This window comes from Enterobacter cloacae complex sp. P27C, assembly GCF_014895705.1.
GTDB classification, from domain to species: Bacteria; Pseudomonadota; Gammaproteobacteria; order Enterobacterales; family Enterobacteriaceae; genus Enterobacter; species Enterobacter bugandensis.
This window is the reverse complement of record NZ_JADBQB010000005.1, coordinates 206302-221921: the sequence shown is the minus strand read 5'-3', so window position 1 is coordinate 221921 and position 15620 is coordinate 206302. Positions and strand designations below refer to the sequence as shown.

Genomic DNA, 15620 nt, shown 5'->3' with positions numbered 1-15620 from the left:
CGGAAGGAGTATTAAAACAATTCCAGCGTGATAAGTTTGTCGAGATGTTTATTAAATGCCGCATCGTCCATTTCAGGCATATTTAATACGGTGATCCCATCCAGGCCACAAACCAGCCCTATTAAACGCCAGGCGATATTTTCCGCCCGATCGGTAAGCGTGAACGCGTGGGCATCAGCCCCGGCGCGGATAATCGCCACGGTTTCCTGATGCCACATCTCCATGGTGAGGACATAAGCCGCTTTGATCTCGGGATCACGGCTGGCAAGAATTTGGGCTTCCCGCCAAAGACGAATGTAAGGTTCAAGCCCACCGTCGTCACTGCCGAGCATGCTGTGCAACCGTTCCCGCCAGCCGGCGTTTTCACCCACCACGTCGGCATCCAGCAGCTCGCGGATCACGCGCACAAACGCCAGCGATTTTAACTCGCCGCCGGAGGCAAAGTGGTGGTGGACCTGCCCGGTCGCGACGCCCGCTTCTGCGGCAATGCGCCGTACCGTCATGGCTGCCAGCCCCTCGGCCAGCGCCACGCGCATCGCAGCCTGTAAGATCGCTTCCCGCCGCTCTTCCTTGCTCAAATAGCGCATTTTTTCTCAACTCTCAATAAGACCGAAACGAGTGTAACAAAAAGCTGGACAGTTGTTCAACTTTACGTAGGATCGGATTCTGGACATGTGTCCATGTTTAAAATGAAAAGGAAATTTATGTTTCGTCAGTGGTTAGCGTTAGTAATTATCGTGCTGGTGTACATCCCGGTGGCGATTGACGCGACGGTGCTGCACGTGGCGGCGCCGACATTGAGCATGACGCTGGGTGCCAGCGGAAACGAATTGTTGTGGATCATTGATATTTACTCGCTGGTGATGGCGGGGATGGTGCTGCCGATGGGTGCCCTGGGTGACCGCATTGGCTTTAAACGCTTGCTGATGATCGGCAGCACGCTGTTTGGCCTGTCGTCCCTGGCGGCCGCGTTTGCACCGTCGGCAGGGTGGCTGATAGCGGCGCGCGCCTCGCTGGCGATCGGTGCGGCAATGATCATTCCGGCTACGCTTGCGGGGATCCGCACGCTGTTTACCGACGCGAAAGATCGCAACATCGCGCTCGGCGTCTGGGCGGCAGTGGGTTCCGGCGGGGCGGCGTTTGGTCCGCTGATTGGCGGTATGCTGCTCGAGCATTTTTACTGGGGATCGGTGTTTTTAATCAACGTGCCGATTGTGCTGGTAGTGGTGTCGCTGGCCGCGCGTTTTGTGCCCCGTCAGCAGGGCCGACCGGAGCAGCCGCTGAATATCAGTCATGCCATCATGCTGATTGTGGCGATTTTGCTGCTGGTCTACAGTGCCAAAACCGCGCTCAAAGGCGTCCTGTCGCCGTGGCTGGTTGCCTCCGCGCTGGTGACCGGCTCGGTGCTGCTGTTTATCTTCGTGCGTATTCAGCTGCGCGCCCGCGTGCCGATGATCGATATGCGCCTGTTCTGCCATCGCATCATTCTGAGCGGCGTGGTAATGGCGATGACCGCCATGATTGCCCTGGTCGGGTTTGAGCTGCTGATGGCGCAGGAGCTACAGTTTGTCCACGGCTTTACGCCGTTTGAAGCGGGTATGTTTATGCTGCCTCTGATGGTCGCCAGCGGGTTCAGCGGGCCGATCGCGGGCGTGCTGGTTGGGCGATTAGGGCTACGCATCGTCGCGGCTGGCGGCATGGGGCTCAGCGCCGTCAGCTTCATCGGCCTGTCGATGCTCGACTTCAGTACGCAGCAGTGGCAGGCGTGGGGGCTGATGGTGCTGCTCGGCTTCAGTGCCGCCAGCGCGCTGCTGGCCTCGACCTCCGCCATTATGGCTGCCGCGCCGAAGGAGAAAGCCGCTGCCGCAGGGGCGATTGAAACCATGTCCTATGAACTGGGCGCCGGGCTGGGGATCGCTATTTTTGGTCTGCTGTTGACCCGCAGCTTCTCGGCGTCCATTGACCTGCCGCAGGGGCTGAATGCCTCGCTCGTCGATAAAGCCTCGTCATCCATTGGTGAAGCGATGAAGGTGGCGCAGGAGCTGACGCCGTCCCTCGCGGAGCCGGTGATTGAGGCGGCGAAAAGTGCGTTTATTACCTCCCACAGCGTGGCGCTGGGGAGTGCGGGCGGAATGCTGCTTTTGCTGGCTGTGGGGATCTGGTTCAGCCTGGCGAAGGTGCCGAAGCCGTAAAACACGCCCGGTGGCGCTGCGCTTACCGGGCCTACGGGCGCGGTTGTCCGAGCCGCGCCACCCGGTTTATTTTTCCTGGGCCGCGGACAGGACGCTGTGCAACAGCACGTTCGCCCCTTTCTCCGACCACTCTGGCAGGATCCTTTCCGCTTCGTTATGGCTGATGCCCTTCACGCAGGGGATAAAAATCATGCTGGCAGGGGCAATTTTACTCACATAGCAGGTGTCGTGTCCCGCGCCGGAGACCATCGGTTTCGCCGAGTAGCCCAGTTCCGCCACGGCCTTCTCCGTGCGGGCCAGACATTCGGCATCAAACGCGATGGGCGCGTAGTCAAAAATGCGCTCAACGACAGCCGCCACGCCGCGCAGGCTCAGGCTTTCAGCCACCTTATGCAGCGCCGCCTCCATGGCTTCCAATGCCGTCAGCGCCGGATGGCGAAACTCCACGCTGCAGACCACCCGAGACGGCACGACGTTGCGCGAGTTTGGCGTAACCTGCGCCATACCGATGGTCGCACGTCCGTCCGGCGCGTGCCGATAGCCAATCTCCTCCACCTTCAGCGCCAGCTCCGAGAACGCGGTCAGCGCATCGCGTCGGCTGTGCATCGGCGTGGTGCCCGCGTGGGCGGCAAACCCGTCCAGCGTCAGGGTAAACCAGCGCTGGCCCATTGCCGCGCGGACTAACCCGATATCCAGGGCTTCGTCTTCCAGAATCGGGCCCTGTTCGATGTGCAGCTCGTAGCAGGCGTGAACCGGAAACGCACGGGCAGGGGCTTCACCCCGGTAGCCGATGCTTTCCAGCGCTTCACCCACGCTGATACCGTCGCTATCCGCGCGGGCATGGGCGTACGCTTCGCTAAATTGCCCCGTCCAGACCCCTGAAGCGAGCATGGCTGGCGCAAAGCGCGCGCCTTCTTCGTTGGTCCAGTTGACCAGCACGATGTCACGCTCCGTCTCAAGGTGATGGTCATTGAGGGTGCGCAGCAGCTCCAGCCCGGCCAGCACGCCGTAAACCCCGTCGTAGTTCCCTCCCAGCGGCTGGGTATCCACGTGCGAACCGGTCAGGACCGGCGCAAGCTGCGGGTTTTTCCCCGCGCGGCGGATGAACATATTGCCCATGCTGTCGACGTCGCAGGTAAAACCGGCGTCCAGCGCCCAGTCGCGCAGCAGGTTACGCGCAATACGATCTTCCTCGCTCAGTGCCAGACGGGTGACGCCACCGGCGGGCGTGCCGCCGATCTGCGCCATCATCTCAAGCGTTGACCACAGCCGTTCGGCGTTGACGCGGATCATGACTTGTCCTTACCGCTGCGGTAGCGGAAATCACAGCACGCACCGCCCTGCATAATGGTCGTGGTGCGGGTTAGCTCTACGTCCGGCGCATAGCCAACGATGAATTTTTCATCGCGCGCGCAGGAGAGCAGGTGACCAATCTCGCCCAGCCCCATCTCGTGGTACATCTCCGCGTAGCGACAGCGGGTCACGTTGTAGTTGTACTGCTGGTCGTCAGCGTCGATCACCTTCACGTCCAGGGCGTTATCTTTCTCCCACAGATACTGCAGGGCGATAAAGCTCTTGATGTTCGCGCCGTTGGGTTCTTTGCTGGCAAACCCTTTACCAGCGTCAATCGCGGCCTGCTCAATGGCCTCGCCAATCACCGCCTGGGCGCGGGCTTTCCCTATCTCGCGCACCAGGATTTCATAAATTGGCTTAATAATTTCAGCTTCAATTTTGCGGCGGGCGAGAATGCCCAGCTCATTATTATCACTCATCACATTGCCTCACTGCGTTACTTCGCTTTTGCGCCGCCCAGCACGGTCTGCGGCTGCCATTTGCCGTCGACAACCTTATAGACCGTGAACGACGGCGATTTCAGGTTGCCCTCTTTATCAAACGCGATCTGTCCGGTAACGCCGGAATAGCTGATGGCGCGCAGGGCGGGTAGATAGTCTGATGGCTCAACGGAGTCTGCTTTTTCCATCGCCGCAACCAGCACGCGGGTGGCGTCATAGGCGAACGGGGCGTGCAGTTCGATATGGGTGTGGTAGCGGGCCTGGTAGGCCTGTTCGAATGCCTTTCCACCCGGCATCTGGTCAACGGGCAGGCCCGGCTCCAGCGCCACAACGCCTTCGCCTTCTTTCTGCGCCAGCTTCAGGAACGTCTGGCTGACGAATCCGCCTGCGCCCATCAGCGTGGCATTCATGCCCAACTGTTTAATGCGGCGAGCCAGCGGTGCGGCCTGGCTGTCGACGCCGCCGAAGAAGATCAGATCGGCGTTTTTACTGCGGATGGCGGTCAGCACGGCGCTGAAATCGACCGTTTTGTCATCCACATACTGACGGTCGACAATTTTCACGCCCTGGGCTTCCAGCGATTTAATAAACTGGTCTGCAAGCCCCTGACCGAAGGCGGTACGGTCGTCGATTACCGCAATGCGTTTGGCTTTCAGGGTGTTAACCGCGTACTGACCGGCGAGCTGGCCGCCGTCATCGTCGTGTCCCATCACGCGGAAGCTGGTATCAAAACCTTGTTGCGTATAGGCGTGACCGGTCGCGACCGGTGCCACCTGGGCGATGCCCGCATCGTGATAAACGCGGGCCGCTGGAATGCTGGTGCCGGTGTTCCAGTGGCCGACCACGCCCGCCACATCGCTGTCCACCAGACGCTGCGCGACGGCTACGGCAGTGCGCGGGTCAGACTGATCGTCTTCGGACTGCAGTTTGAAGGTGACCGCTTTGCCGCCGATGGTCGGATGCTGCTTGTTAATGTCGTCAATAGCCAGCTGCGCGCCGTTCTCCAGATCTTTCCCGATACGGGCGGACGGGCCGGTGAGCGGGCCTGCCAGACCGATCACCACGGTTTCGCCGTCGGCGGCCCACGAGGACGTTGAGGCAAGACCGCCGAGCAGAATAGCGGCGCTGAGCGCACTGATTTTTACTGTTTTCATTGTATTTCCCTGATGTTGGCTGGTGTGGTTAAACGGGCATTTCGCCCAAATAAATGTGTGCAATCTGGTCGTCGTTAAGCAGCGCTGTCGATTCGCCATGATGAACAATGCTGCCGCTGTCCATCACCCATGCGCTGTCGGTCACTTCCAGCGCGAGCCGGGCGTTTTGTTCGATAAGCAGCAGGGCGACGCCGCGCTCGCGCAGCCCGGCAATAACGGCAAATATGTTCTCGACCATCTTCGGGGCAAGGCCCATCGACGGCTCGTCGAGGATCAGCAGGCGCGGGCGGCTGAGGAGGGCGCGGTTAAGGGCCAGCAGCTGTTGCTCGCCGCCGGACAGCAGCCCGGCAAGCTGGTGCTGGCGCTCGCCCAGACGCGGGAAGCGTTCGAAAATCTCGTTCATCTCGCGCTTAATGGTGACAGCGTCACGTCTTAGCCAGGCGCCCATCTGCAGGTTTTCCAGTACCGTCATGCGGGAGAAGATCCCGCGGCCCTCCGGGACCATGACCAGTCCGTCGCGAAGCAGGGTCTCCGGGCTCTGTTTGCGGACCGGCTTACCGTTGAATTCAATACTGCCGCTAAAGCTTTCCAGCCCGGTAATGGCGCGCACGGTGGAGCTTTTCCCCGCGCCGTTAGCGCCGATCAGCGTAGCCTGTTCGCCCTCGTGCAGGGTAAAGGAGACATCGCGTACGGCCTGAATGCCGCCGTAATGCACGTCCAGACGTTCTACCTTCAGTAATTCAGACATGGGCGTTACCTCCAAGCCAGGCGGCGATCACTGCCGGGTCGCGCCGCACGCTTTCCGGCGTACCGCTGGCGAGCGTTTTACCGTAATCAAGCACCGTCAGGCGATCGCAGATGCCCATCACCAGCTTGACGTCATGTTCAATCATCAGCAGGGTTTTGCCGTCATCGCGGATGCGGATGAGCAGCTCGCCGAGCGCCACTTTTTCCGCCGCGTTCATTCCGGCGGCGGGCTCGTCCAGCGCCAGCAGCAGCGGATCCGTCGCCAGCGCGCGGGCGATTTCGAGGCGACGCTGATGACCATAGGCCAAATCGCAGGCGCGATAGTGGGCGAACTGTGCAATGCCGGTATAGTCCAGCCAGTGCCAGGCCAGCTCGCGGGTCTGCTTCTCTTCGTCGCGGGCGCGTTTATGGCGGCTCAGCGCGGCCCACAGGCCGTTACGGGTGCGCACGTGGCGGCCCACCATCACGTTTTCCAGCACCGACATCTCGTTGAAGAGGCGCACGTTCTGGAAGGTGCGGGCAATCCCGGCGGCGGTGACTTTCTCTATGTGCTTTGGGAAGTAGGGCTTATCGGCAATCGAAAACTCACCGCTGTCCGCCGGATAAAGCCCGGTGATCAGGTTAAAGCAGGTGGTTTTTCCCGCGCCGTTGGGGCCAATCAGCCCGTAGATTTCCCCTCTGTTCACGGTAATCGAAACGTCATCTACGGCAGTCAGCCCGCCGAAGCGTTTTGACATGTTGCGTACGGTTAACAGGCTCATGCCTTCACCCCCTTGTGGCGTACCGGCCAGAGGCCTGACGGGCGCAGCAGCATGACCAGCACCAGTGCCAGACCGTAAAACAGCTGGCGCAGCACTTCCGGGTCAATCAGTACCGTACCGAACAGCGCCTGCTGAACCGGCGCTGCCTGGCTGCGCAGCAGTTCCGGCAGGGCGGTAAGCAGTACCGCGCCCAGGATCACGCCCGGTATGTGCCCCATACCGCCCAGCACCACCATCGCCAGTACGGCAATCGATTCCTGTAAGGTGAAGGATTCCGGGGAGACAAAGCCCTGAAACGCGCCGAACAGCGCACCTGCTATGCCGCCAAAGGAGGCGCCCATCGCAAAGGCGAGCAGCTTATAGTTTCGCACGTTGATGCCCATCGCGCGGGCCACGTCTTCATCCTCGCGGATGGCGTGCCAGGCGCGGCCAATACGGGAATGCTGCAGGCGCAGGCAGACAAAAATAATCGCTACAATCACCAGCATCAGCAGGTAGTACCACAGCCACAGGGCGGGCACTTTGAAACCAAACCAGTGGTAGACGCCGCTAAACTTCAGGCCGAACAGGTTCAGCGTATCCACCCCGGTAATGCCCTTTGCGCCGTTGGTGATGTTTACCGGACGGTCGAGGTTGCGCATCAGGATGCGGATAATTTCGCCAAAGCCGAGGGTCACTATCGCCAGGTAGTCCCCGCGCAGCTTCAGCGTAGGCGCACCGAGTAAAATCCCGCAGACTGCCGCCACGAGGGCCGCCAGCGGAATAATAAGCAGATACGAGGTGTGCAGCCCGTCCGGGAACCAGACGCTGAGGATCGGAAACACCTCCAGCAGGTGTGGGGAGGCCATCAGTGCCGCGAGGTAGGCGCCGACGGCGTAAAAGGCGATAAAGCCCATGTCCAGCAGGCCGGTATAGCCGACCACAATGTTAAGCCCGAGCGCCAGCATGATGTAGAGCAGGGCGAAGTCGATAACGCGCACCCAGTAGTTGCCGCCGAGCTGCGTGGCCACCACGGGCGCTATCAGCAGCGCGAGGCAGAACAGGCTCATACCTGACCAGAATTTGCGCGTCGCCGCCGGGGCCTGGAGTTGAAGTGTTGTCATGGTATTCCTTACGCCCTGTGCGCTACGCGCTCGCCCAGCAGGCCAGCCGGACGGAAGACCAGCACCAGGATCAGCACCATAAAGGCAAAGACATCCTGATAGTTGCTGCCAAATACACCGTGGGTCAGTTCACCCAGGTAGCCTGCGCCCAGCGCTTCGATAATGCCGAGCAGGATGCCGCCAATCATGGCACCCCGAATGTTACCAATGCCCCCAAGCACTGCGGCGGTAAAGGCCTTGATCCCGGGTAAAAAGCCCATCGAGAAGCTGGCGTTACCGTAGTTGCTTGCCATCATTACGCCTGCCAGCGCGGCAAACGCCCCGCCAATCGCAAACGTCAGGGTGATAATGGCGTTTGGGTTAACCCCCATCAGCGTGGCCACGCGCGGATTTTCCGCCACGGCGCGCATGCCGCGCCCCAGACGGGTGTATTCCACCAGCAGCCACAGCCCGGTCATCACCGCCAGCGCCAGCGCCACGGTGACAATACCGGTAACGGTCACGATGGCGGGAGGGTGCATTTCACTTCCTGACGTCACGGTAATCGGATCCATGGGCAGGATCTGCGGAAACATCAGCGGGTTGCGCGTCCAGATAATCATCGCTACGGTTTGCAGCAGGACGGAGACGCCGATACCCGAGATCAGCGGCGCCAGGCGCGGAGCATTGCGCAGTCGACGGTAGGCAAAGCGCTCCACGGCCATGGCCAGCAGGGCGCAAACGGCCATGGCACTCATCAGGGCAACGCCGAGCTGCAAGAGCAGCGGCATATGCGGGAAGGTGCTATTCAGGGCGTTAATGGCGGAGAGCGTGGTGAGCGCGCCGACCATCAGAATATCGCCGTGGGCAAAGTTAATAATGCGCAAAATGCCATACACCATGGTATAGCCCAGCGCGATCAGCGCGTAGATGCTTCCCAGCATCACACCGTTGATCAGTTGTTGTATGAGTGTATCCAACGTCTGTACCCGCAAAGTGCTCGTTCTGCGGCTACCATCCAATAAATGAATTAAATTGTAAAATACGCATCTATTATTTCTTATGATAAATAAATATTGTCTTATGTTTATGATTTAAATGAAAATAGTTAATGCCTGCTTTTTGGTGAAAAGCCTAAAGAAATCAACATATGAATAATACAGAACAATTGGCGAGCCTGACGGCGTTTGCAGAGAGCCGCCTGGCAAACGATCCGCCGCTTCGGGCCGTACGTGCATTCGAGGCCATCGCCAGGCTGGGGAGCGTCACGCTGGCCGCGCAGGAGCTGGATATCTCTCCGTCGGCCGTCAGCCATCAGCTCAAGGTGCTCGAAGGATACCTGCAAATGCCGCTCACGGAACGTCAGGGACGCAGGCTGGTGCTGAGCCAGCACGGGCGGGAATATTACCGCTCGATCCGAGCGGCCTTTAACGTGTTGCGCCAGGCGACGGAGCACCTGGCGGAGCAGGCGCAAACGCGTCAGGTCACCATCAGCCTGATTCCGCTGTTTGGTATGGGGTGGTTTATCCCGCGCTTGCCTGCGTTCATGCGCGCCAATCCCCAAACCGAGATCAACGTGGTGTATGCCAACCACCGTAACTATCTGAGCGACGCGTCGGATATGTCGATTCGTTTTGGTAACGGGCAGTGGGCGGGGTATCAGAGTGAAAAGCTGATTTCCGGCCAGATGGTGCCGGTATGCAGCCGCGCGTTTTTGCGCGTTCATGGCCATATCGACACGCCTGAACAGCTGCTGCAAATGCCGCTGCTGCACGATGAAGAGCGTACGAGCTGGACGCAGTGGTTTTTGTTGCAGGGGGTAAAACGTCCACTCCGGCGCAGCGGCCCGCTGTTTGAAGACGGGCTATTGACGCTGGCGGGCGTTCAGGCAGGGCTGGGATGTGCGCTCATGCGTGAGCCGCTGATTGCGCCATATCTTGAGAGCGGCGAGCTGGTCAAGATATTTGACTTACCGATTGATGACGGGCGCGATTATTACCTCTGCGTGCGTTCAGATTCAGAGATGACCGAAGACGGCAAGCTGCTGCAAACCTGGCTGCGTCGGGCGGCAGGCGGGGAGTTGTCTGTCGGGTAAAAGCGGAAGATAAAAAAAGCCAGCGTGTTACGCTGGCTTTTGTACTGACAAATCTTAGAACTGGTAGGTCAGACCCAGCGCCACGATGTTGTCGGTACCGATACCTGCCTGGCGAGTGAACTGGTTGTCGTCGAGCAGGTTGATTTTGTAATCCACGTAGGTGGACATGTTTTTGTTAAAATAATAGGTCGTGCCAACATCGATGTATTTAACCAGATCCTGGTCGCCGAAGTTCTCGATGTCTTTGCCTTTAGACTGCAGGTAAGCGATGGATGGACGCAGGCCAAAGTCGAACTGATACTGAGCCACAACTTCGAAGTTTTGCGCCTTGTTTGCAAAGCCGTAGATGTCGCTGCGGTTACCGTTAGATGTGCCGAAACGGGTTGCGTTATAGGTCTGAGAGTACTGCGCCGCGAGGTAAACGTTGTTCGCGTCGTACTTCACGCCGCCGCTGTACACTTCAGCGCGGTCGCCTTCACCGTATACGCCAGCTGCATTCTGGTCAGCGGTACGACGGGAAGAGGACATTGCACCACCGACGCTGAAGCCTTCACCCAGATCGTAAGTCAGAGACGCGCCGTAGCCGTCGCCGTTCTGGTTCAGCAGGCTGCGGCCGTTAGTGTTTTCACCGCTTACGCTGCCATTTTTACCCTGGTACTGCAGGGCAAAGTTCAGGCCGTCAACCAGACCGAAGAAGTCCTGGTTACGGTAAGTTGCCACGCCGTTTGCACGAGACTGCAGGAAGTTGTCGGCACCGTAGGTGTCACCGCCGAATTCTGGCAGAACGTCGGTCCAGGAGGTCACGTCGTAAATCACGCCGTAGTTACGACCGTAATCGAATGAACCGGCTTCAGCGAACTTCAGACCTGCGAAGGCCACACGGGTCCAGGACTGGTTGTCGCCTTCGTCCTTGTTACCCTGAATCTGGTATTCCCACTGGCCGTAACCGGACAGCTGGTCGTTAACCTGGGTTTCACCCTTGAAGCCGATACGCATGTAGGTTTTATCACCGTCTGCGCCTGCGTCATCAGAGAAATAGTGCAGACCTGTCACTTTACCGTACAGATCCAGCTTGTTACCGTCTTTGTTATAAATCTCAGCTGCGTTTACAACGCCTGCTGCCAACATGGAAGTGACTGCCACTGCAACTAATTTAAGTTTCATCTTAAATATTCCTTATAATTTTTTTCAGTATTTCCTGAACCATCGCGAGCGATTTCTTAACGAGGCTGTTCGTCAACGGCGTGCTATTTTTAAAAATCTTGTAGTTGTCTTTCAATAATAAGTTTCAAAATATGAGTAATAATTTCATTTAGTGTGATCGAGATCGGGTTAATGACGGCTGAATAAAATGTTGCGGCGATTATTTAATCAGAATGAGTTGATTTTTTTGGCAACCATGATGGCGAATATTATTGCATTTCGTGTTATTAATAGCGGTAATATTCGCAGGGAAGTAGTTACGCAGCGGTGTCAGGTTATGTCAATTTGATGTCGGGGTAATTGACGAAGGAAGATAATATAAACAGAACATCAACAAATGCACTAATGTTCTGATTAATATATTACGATGTGATCACATATTAAATTTATGTTAATTTTTCTGCCGGATTTAATCGAACCCGGCATAAATCTGAACCCTATTTTCGTGTAGCGTACCAGCAGAGCAATGACCCGGCGCAGACCATCAGCGCGCCCTGCCAGAACGAAAAAGAGAGGGGGGAGCTTAGCAGCACGGCTGCAAGCGCGGCGGAGAGCACGGGAGTAAAATAGGATACGGCAGCCAGCACCGTGACGTTACCGTGCAGAATACCAATATTCCATGCTGCATAGCCAAACCCAAGCGCAATGCCGCACATAACGAGCTTCACGATAACCGGAAAGCTGAACACCATTTCTGGCTGATCGCTAATGGTATATTTCACCCACAGGCTCAGCGCAGTGAGCAAAACAAAGAGGGTAATACCGTTTTGCCCTTTGGCAAATTTGGCGGTTACGGTGCAGTAGGCGGCCCAGATAAATGCTCCGGCAAAAGCAAGCGTATAGCTAAGGGGATTAGAGACGACATTGCGGATTATTTCATCAATGTGTAATCCTTGCTCACCTCCTAATACCCAACACACTCCGAGCAGAGCGATAGCTAAACCGGGGACGACCCACAGCGTTGATTTCTGTCCGTTGAATAAAATAGCAAAGACGATCGTCAGGCTCGGCCAGAGATAATTAACCATACCGACTTCTATGGCCTGCGCTCGCGTGGCGGCATAGCCTAACGACAGCGCCAGACAAATTTCATAACTGACAAACAGTACGCTGCCTGCAATAAGATACCCGGGTGAAAAACGTTTAATATCAGGAAATCCTACCGTTACCAGGCACAATAACCCACTGAGGGTGTAAATCATCGCCGCGCCGCCGACGGGCCCCAGCCCCTCGCTTACGCTGCGAATCAGGCCCACCATTGTGCTCCATAGCAGTATCGCCGCCAGCCCCGTGAGCGTTGCTCTCTTTCTGTCCATTACGTTTTCATCGTTAATAAAATCAAAGGGAAAATGTATAGCATTAATTCTGACCCTGTCGCGAATTATTCTCTTACGTGTTTAACCCTTAAGGGGTATTCAAACGCGGCAGCGGTGACTATTAAGGGGGCGACGTCAGGCGACCTTGATTTGACGCAAAAAAAACAGGGGCTTTAATGTTAGTTTGCGGCGCGAAGTCTTATCAGATAACGAGGACAACAATGGACGTCAGCCGCAGACAATTTTTCAAAATCTGCGCGGGCGGTATGGCCGGAACCACAGCCGCAATGCTGGGATTTGCTCCCAAAATGGCGCTGGCTCAGGCACGCAACTATAAGCTGCTGCGTGCGAAAGAGATTCGTAACACCTGCACATACTGCTCCGTGGGTTGTGGGCTATTGATGTATAGCCTGGGCGATGGCGCGAAAAACGCCAGAGAAGCGATTTACCATATTGAAGGGGATCCGGATCATCCGGTGAGCCGTGGGGCGCTGTGCCCGAAAGGGGCGGGACTGCTGGACTATGTCCACAGCGAAAACCGCCTCCGCTACCCGGAATACCGCGCGCCGGGCTCCGACAAATGGCAGCGCATCTCCTGGGATGAGGCGTTCTCCCGTATTGCAAAACTGATGAAAGCCGACCGTGACGCCAACTTTATTGAAAAGAACGAGCAGGGCGTGACGGTCAACCGCTGGCTCTCTACCGGGATGCTGTGCGCATCTGCGGCAAGCAATGAAACCGGCATGCTGACGCAAAAATTTGTGCGCTCTCTCGGCATGCTGGCGGTAGACAACCAGGCGCGCGTCTGACACGGACCAACGGTAGCAAGTCTTGCTCCAACATTTGGTCGCGGTGCGATGACCAACCACTGGGTTGATATTAAAAACGCCAACGTCGTGGTGGTGATGGGCGGTAACGCCGCTGAAGCCCATCCGGTGGGATTCCGCTGGGCGATGGAAGCGAAAAACAACAACGATGCGACGCTTATCGTCGTCGATCCACGCTTTACGCGTACGGCATCGGTGGCGGATATCTATGCGCCGATCCGCTCCGGTACGGACATTACGTTCCTCTCCGGCGTGCTGCTGTACCTGATCGAAAACAACAAAATTAACGCGGACTACGTTAAGCATTACACCAATGCGAACCTGCTGGTGCGGGATGATTTTGCCTTCGATGACGGACTGTTCAGCGGCTATGACGCTGAAAAACGTCAGTACGACAAGACGTCCTGGAACTATCAGTTCGATGAAAACGGCTATGCGATGCGGGATGAAACGCTGACGCATCCGCGCTGCGTGTGGAACCTGCTGAAGCAGCACGTTTCCCGCTATACGCCGGACGTGGTGGAGAACATCTGCGGCACGCCGAAAGCGGACTTCCTGAAGGTGTGCGAGGTGCTGGCGTCCACCAGCGCCGCTGACAGAACCACCACGTTCCTGTATGCGCTGGGCTGGACGCAGCACACCGTGGGCGCGCAGAACATCCGTACCATGGCGATGATCCAGCTTCTGCTCGGCAACATGGGGATGGCCGGTGGCGGCGTGAACGCCCTTCGCGGACACTCTAACATTCAGGGCTTAACCGATCTCGGCCTGCTCTCCACCAGCCTGCCGGGCTACCTGACGCTGCCGTCGGAAAAGCAGGCCAGTCTGCAAGCGTATCTTGAAGCTAATACGCCAAAAGCAACGCTGCCGGACCAGGTGAACTACTGGAGCAACTATCCGAAGTTCTACGTCAGCCTGATGAAATCCTTCTACGGCGACGCGGCGCAGAAGGAGAATGACTGGGGCTTTGAGTGGCTGCCCAAGTGGGATCAGGCTTACGACGTCATCAAGTATTTCAACATGATGGATAAGGGCGACGTCACCGGTTATATCTGCCAGGGCTTTAACCCGGTGGCGTCATTCCCGGATAAAAACAAAGTCGTGCGCAGCCTGAGCAAGCTGAAGTACATGGTGGTTATCGATCCGCTGGTGACCGAGACCTCCACCTTCTGGCAGAACCACGGGGAATCCAACGATGTCGATCCGGCGTCGATTCAGACCGAAGTGTTCCGCCTGCCGTCCACCTGCTTTGCGGAAGAGGACGGCTCTATTGCCAACTCCGGCCGCTGGCTGCAATGGCACTGGAAAGGGCAGGATGCACCGGGCGAAGCGCGTAACGACGGCGAAATCCTGGCCGGCATTTATCATCGTCTGCGCGAAATGTACCGCACCGAAGGCGGCAAAGGCGCTGAGCCGCTGCTGAAGATGAGCTGGCACTACAAGCAGCCGGATCGTCCTGAGTCTGAGGAAGTCGCGAAAGAGAACAACGGCGTGGCGCTGGCGGATCTGTATGACGCGAGCGGCAACCTGGTCGCGAAAAAAGGCCAGCTGCTGAACAGCTTTGCGCTGCTGCGCGATGACGGGACAACGGCATCGTCCTGCTGGATCTACACCGGCAGCTGGACGGAGCAGGGTAACCAGATGGCCAACCGCGATAACGCTGACCCGTCAGGCCTGGGCAACACCCTGGGCTGGGCATGGGCGTGGCCGCTGAACCGTCGCGTGCTGTACAACCGCGCGTCCGCCGACGTGAACGGCAAGCCGTGGGATCCGAAGCGCATGCTGATCCAGTGGAACGGGGCGAAGTGGACGGGGAACGACATTCCGGACTACAGCACCGCCGCGCCGGGCAGCAACACCGGGCCGTTTATCATGCAGCCGGAAGGGCTGGGGCGCCTGTTCGCCCTCAACAAGCTGGCAGAAGGGCCGTTCCCGGAACACTACGAGCCGATGGAAACGCCGCTGGGGACCAACCCGCTGCACCCGAACGTGGTCTCAAGCCCGGTGGTGCGCATTTACGAAGAGGACGTGCTGCGCTTAGGCAAAAAGGACAAATTCCCGTACGTGGGGACGACCTACCGCCTGACCGAGCATTTCCACACCTGGACCAAGCACGCGCGGCTTAACGCCATCGCGCAGCCGGAACAGTTTGTGGAGATAAGCGAAACGCTGGCGAAGGCGAAAGGCATTGCCAACGGCGATCGCGTCAAGGTGAGCAGCAAGCGCGGCTTTATTCGCGCCGTGGCGGTGGTGACCCGTCGTTTGCAAAGTCTGAACGTGCACGGCCAGCAGGTGGAAACCGTCGGTATTCCGCTGCACTGGGGCTTTGAAGGGGTGGCGCAGAAAGGCTATATCGCCAACACCCTGACGCCAAACGTCGGCGATTCCAACTCGCAAACGCCGGAGTACAAAGCGTTTCTGGTCAACATCGAGAAAGCGTAAGGAGCGAT

The 15620-nt window shown here is 57.8% G+C and carries 13 protein-coding genes; 3 read left to right on the top strand and 10 right to left on the bottom strand.

The window, feature by feature from the left end; genetic code table 11:
* Window positions 1–11: 11 nt before the first annotated feature.
* Entirely contained in the window at window positions 12–587 is a 576-nt protein-coding gene (locus tag IM291_RS12175) for a TetR family transcriptional regulator (RefSeq protein WP_059357609.1), read from the bottom strand.
* A gap of 117 nt (window positions 588–704) precedes the next feature.
* Here IM291_RS12175 and IM291_RS12170 point away from each other — a divergent pair, with 117 nt between their 5' ends.
* Window positions 705–2192 (top strand): MFS transporter, encoded by a 1488-nt coding sequence (locus IM291_RS12170; protein WP_192986986.1) that lies wholly within the window; start codon window positions 705–707, stop codon window positions 2190–2192.
* A 66-nt stretch (window positions 2193–2258) separates the two neighbouring features.
* On the opposite strand, the gene IM291_RS12165 is transcribed toward IM291_RS12170, so the two are convergent.
* Genes IM291_RS12165 through IM291_RS12135 form a run of 7 tightly spaced genes read right to left on the bottom strand, consistent with a single transcriptional unit; the run spans window position 2259 to window position 8709 of the window.
* Window positions 2259–3485, bottom strand: coding sequence for a Zn-dependent hydrolase (locus tag IM291_RS12165; protein ID WP_192971123.1), 1227 nt, complete (start codon window positions 3483–3485; stop codon window positions 2259–2261).
* Complete coding sequence (locus tag IM291_RS12160) at window positions 3482–3964, bottom strand: L-2-amino-thiazoline-4-carboxylic acid hydrolase (RefSeq protein ID WP_048999756.1); 483 nt, start codon at window positions 3962–3964, stop codon at window positions 3482–3484. Before IM291_RS12160 ends, IM291_RS12165 begins: the two co-directional genes overlap by 4 nt.
* A gap of 17 nt (window positions 3965–3981) precedes the next feature.
* On the bottom strand, window positions 3982–5139 hold the full coding sequence (locus tag IM291_RS12155) for a branched-chain amino acid ABC transporter substrate-binding protein (RefSeq protein ID WP_041909827.1): 1158 nt from the start codon (window positions 5137–5139) through the stop codon (window positions 3982–3984).
* Window positions 5140–5167: 28 nt separating this feature from the next.
* Window positions 5168–5887, bottom strand: a complete 720-nt coding sequence (locus IM291_RS12150; RefSeq protein WP_192986984.1) for an ABC transporter ATP-binding protein — start codon at window positions 5885–5887, stop codon at window positions 5168–5170.
* Complete coding sequence (locus tag IM291_RS12145) at window positions 5880–6647, bottom strand: ABC transporter ATP-binding protein (RefSeq protein WP_063437948.1); 768 nt, start codon at window positions 6645–6647, stop codon at window positions 5880–5882. The genes IM291_RS12150 and IM291_RS12145 overlap by 8 nt, the downstream gene beginning before the upstream one ends.
* Window positions 6644–7750, bottom strand: coding sequence for a branched-chain amino acid ABC transporter permease (locus IM291_RS12140; protein WP_192986983.1), 1107 nt, complete (start codon window positions 7748–7750; stop codon window positions 6644–6646). Before IM291_RS12140 ends, IM291_RS12145 begins: the two co-directional genes overlap by 4 nt.
* 8 nt (window positions 7751–7758) lie before the next feature.
* Window positions 7759–8709: a branched-chain amino acid ABC transporter permease gene (locus IM291_RS12135; RefSeq protein WP_192986981.1), complete on the bottom strand. Its 951-nt coding sequence runs from the start codon at window positions 8707–8709 to the stop codon at window positions 7759–7761.
* Window positions 8710–8879: 170 nt separating this feature from the next.
* Between IM291_RS12135 and IM291_RS12130 the strand changes: the two genes are divergently transcribed.
* On the top strand, window positions 8880–9824 hold the full coding sequence (locus tag IM291_RS12130; protein ID WP_192986980.1) for a LysR substrate-binding domain-containing protein: 945 nt from the start codon (window positions 8880–8882) through the stop codon (window positions 9822–9824).
* Window positions 9825–9878: 54 nt separating this feature from the next.
* Here the strand turns inward: IM291_RS12130 and IM291_RS12125 are convergent, their stop codons facing one another.
* Both IM291_RS12125 and yddG read right to left on the bottom strand, forming a co-directional pair.
* A complete protein-coding gene (locus IM291_RS12125) occupies window positions 9879–10988 on the bottom strand; it encodes a porin OmpC (RefSeq protein WP_028013256.1) in 1110 nt (369 codons plus the stop codon).
* Window positions 10989–11464: 476 nt separating this feature from the next.
* Entirely contained in the window at window positions 11465–12343 is an 879-nt protein-coding gene (yddG, locus tag IM291_RS12120) for an aromatic amino acid DMT transporter YddG (protein WP_028013255.1), read from the bottom strand.
* Window positions 12344–12564: 221 nt separating this feature from the next.
* On the opposite strand from yddG, the gene fdnG reads away from it, so the two are divergent.
* Window positions 12565–15612 (top strand): formate dehydrogenase-N subunit alpha, encoded by a 3048-nt coding sequence (fdnG, locus tag IM291_RS12115; RefSeq protein ID WP_164551975.1) that lies wholly within the window; start codon window positions 12565–12567, stop codon window positions 15610–15612.
* The last annotated feature ends 8 nt before the right edge of the window (window positions 15613–15620 follow it).

What these genes read in the sequence shown, in the direction of transcription:
- IM291_RS12175 (WP_059357609.1), bottom strand. Translation starts at nt 587, where the DNA reads ATGCGCTATTTGAGCAAGGAAGAGCGGCGGGAAGCGATCTTACAGGCT.
- IM291_RS12170 (WP_192986986.1), top strand. Translation starts at nt 705, where the DNA reads ATGTTTCGTCAGTGGTTAGCGTTAGTAATTATCGTGCTGGTGTACATC.
- IM291_RS12165 (WP_192971123.1), bottom strand. Translation starts at nt 3,485, where the DNA reads ATGATCCGCGTCAACGCCGAACGGCTGTGGTCAACGCTTGAGATGATG.
- IM291_RS12160 (WP_048999756.1), bottom strand. Translation starts at nt 3,964, where the DNA reads ATGAGTGATAATAATGAGCTGGGCATTCTCGCCCGCCGCAAAATTGAA.
- IM291_RS12155 (WP_041909827.1), bottom strand. Translation starts at nt 5,139, where the DNA reads ATGAAAACAGTAAAAATCAGTGCGCTCAGCGCCGCTATTCTGCTCGGC.
- IM291_RS12150 (WP_192986984.1), bottom strand. Translation starts at nt 5,887, where the DNA reads ATGTCTGAATTACTGAAGGTAGAACGTCTGGACGTGCATTACGGCGGC.
- IM291_RS12145 (WP_063437948.1), bottom strand. Translation starts at nt 6,647, where the DNA reads ATGAGCCTGTTAACCGTACGCAACATGTCAAAACGCTTCGGCGGGCTG.
- IM291_RS12140 (WP_192986983.1), bottom strand. Translation starts at nt 7,750, where the DNA reads ATGACAACACTTCAACTCCAGGCCCCGGCGGCGACGCGCAAATTCTGG.
- IM291_RS12130 (WP_192986980.1), top strand. Translation starts at nt 8,880, where the DNA reads ATGAATAATACAGAACAATTGGCGAGCCTGACGGCGTTTGCAGAGAGC.
- IM291_RS12125 (WP_028013256.1), bottom strand. Translation starts at nt 10,988, where the DNA reads ATGAAACTTAAATTAGTTGCAGTGGCAGTCACTTCCATGTTGGCAGCA.
- yddG (WP_028013255.1), bottom strand. Translation starts at nt 12,343, where the DNA reads ATGGACAGAAAGAGAGCAACGCTCACGGGGCTGGCGGCGATACTGCTA.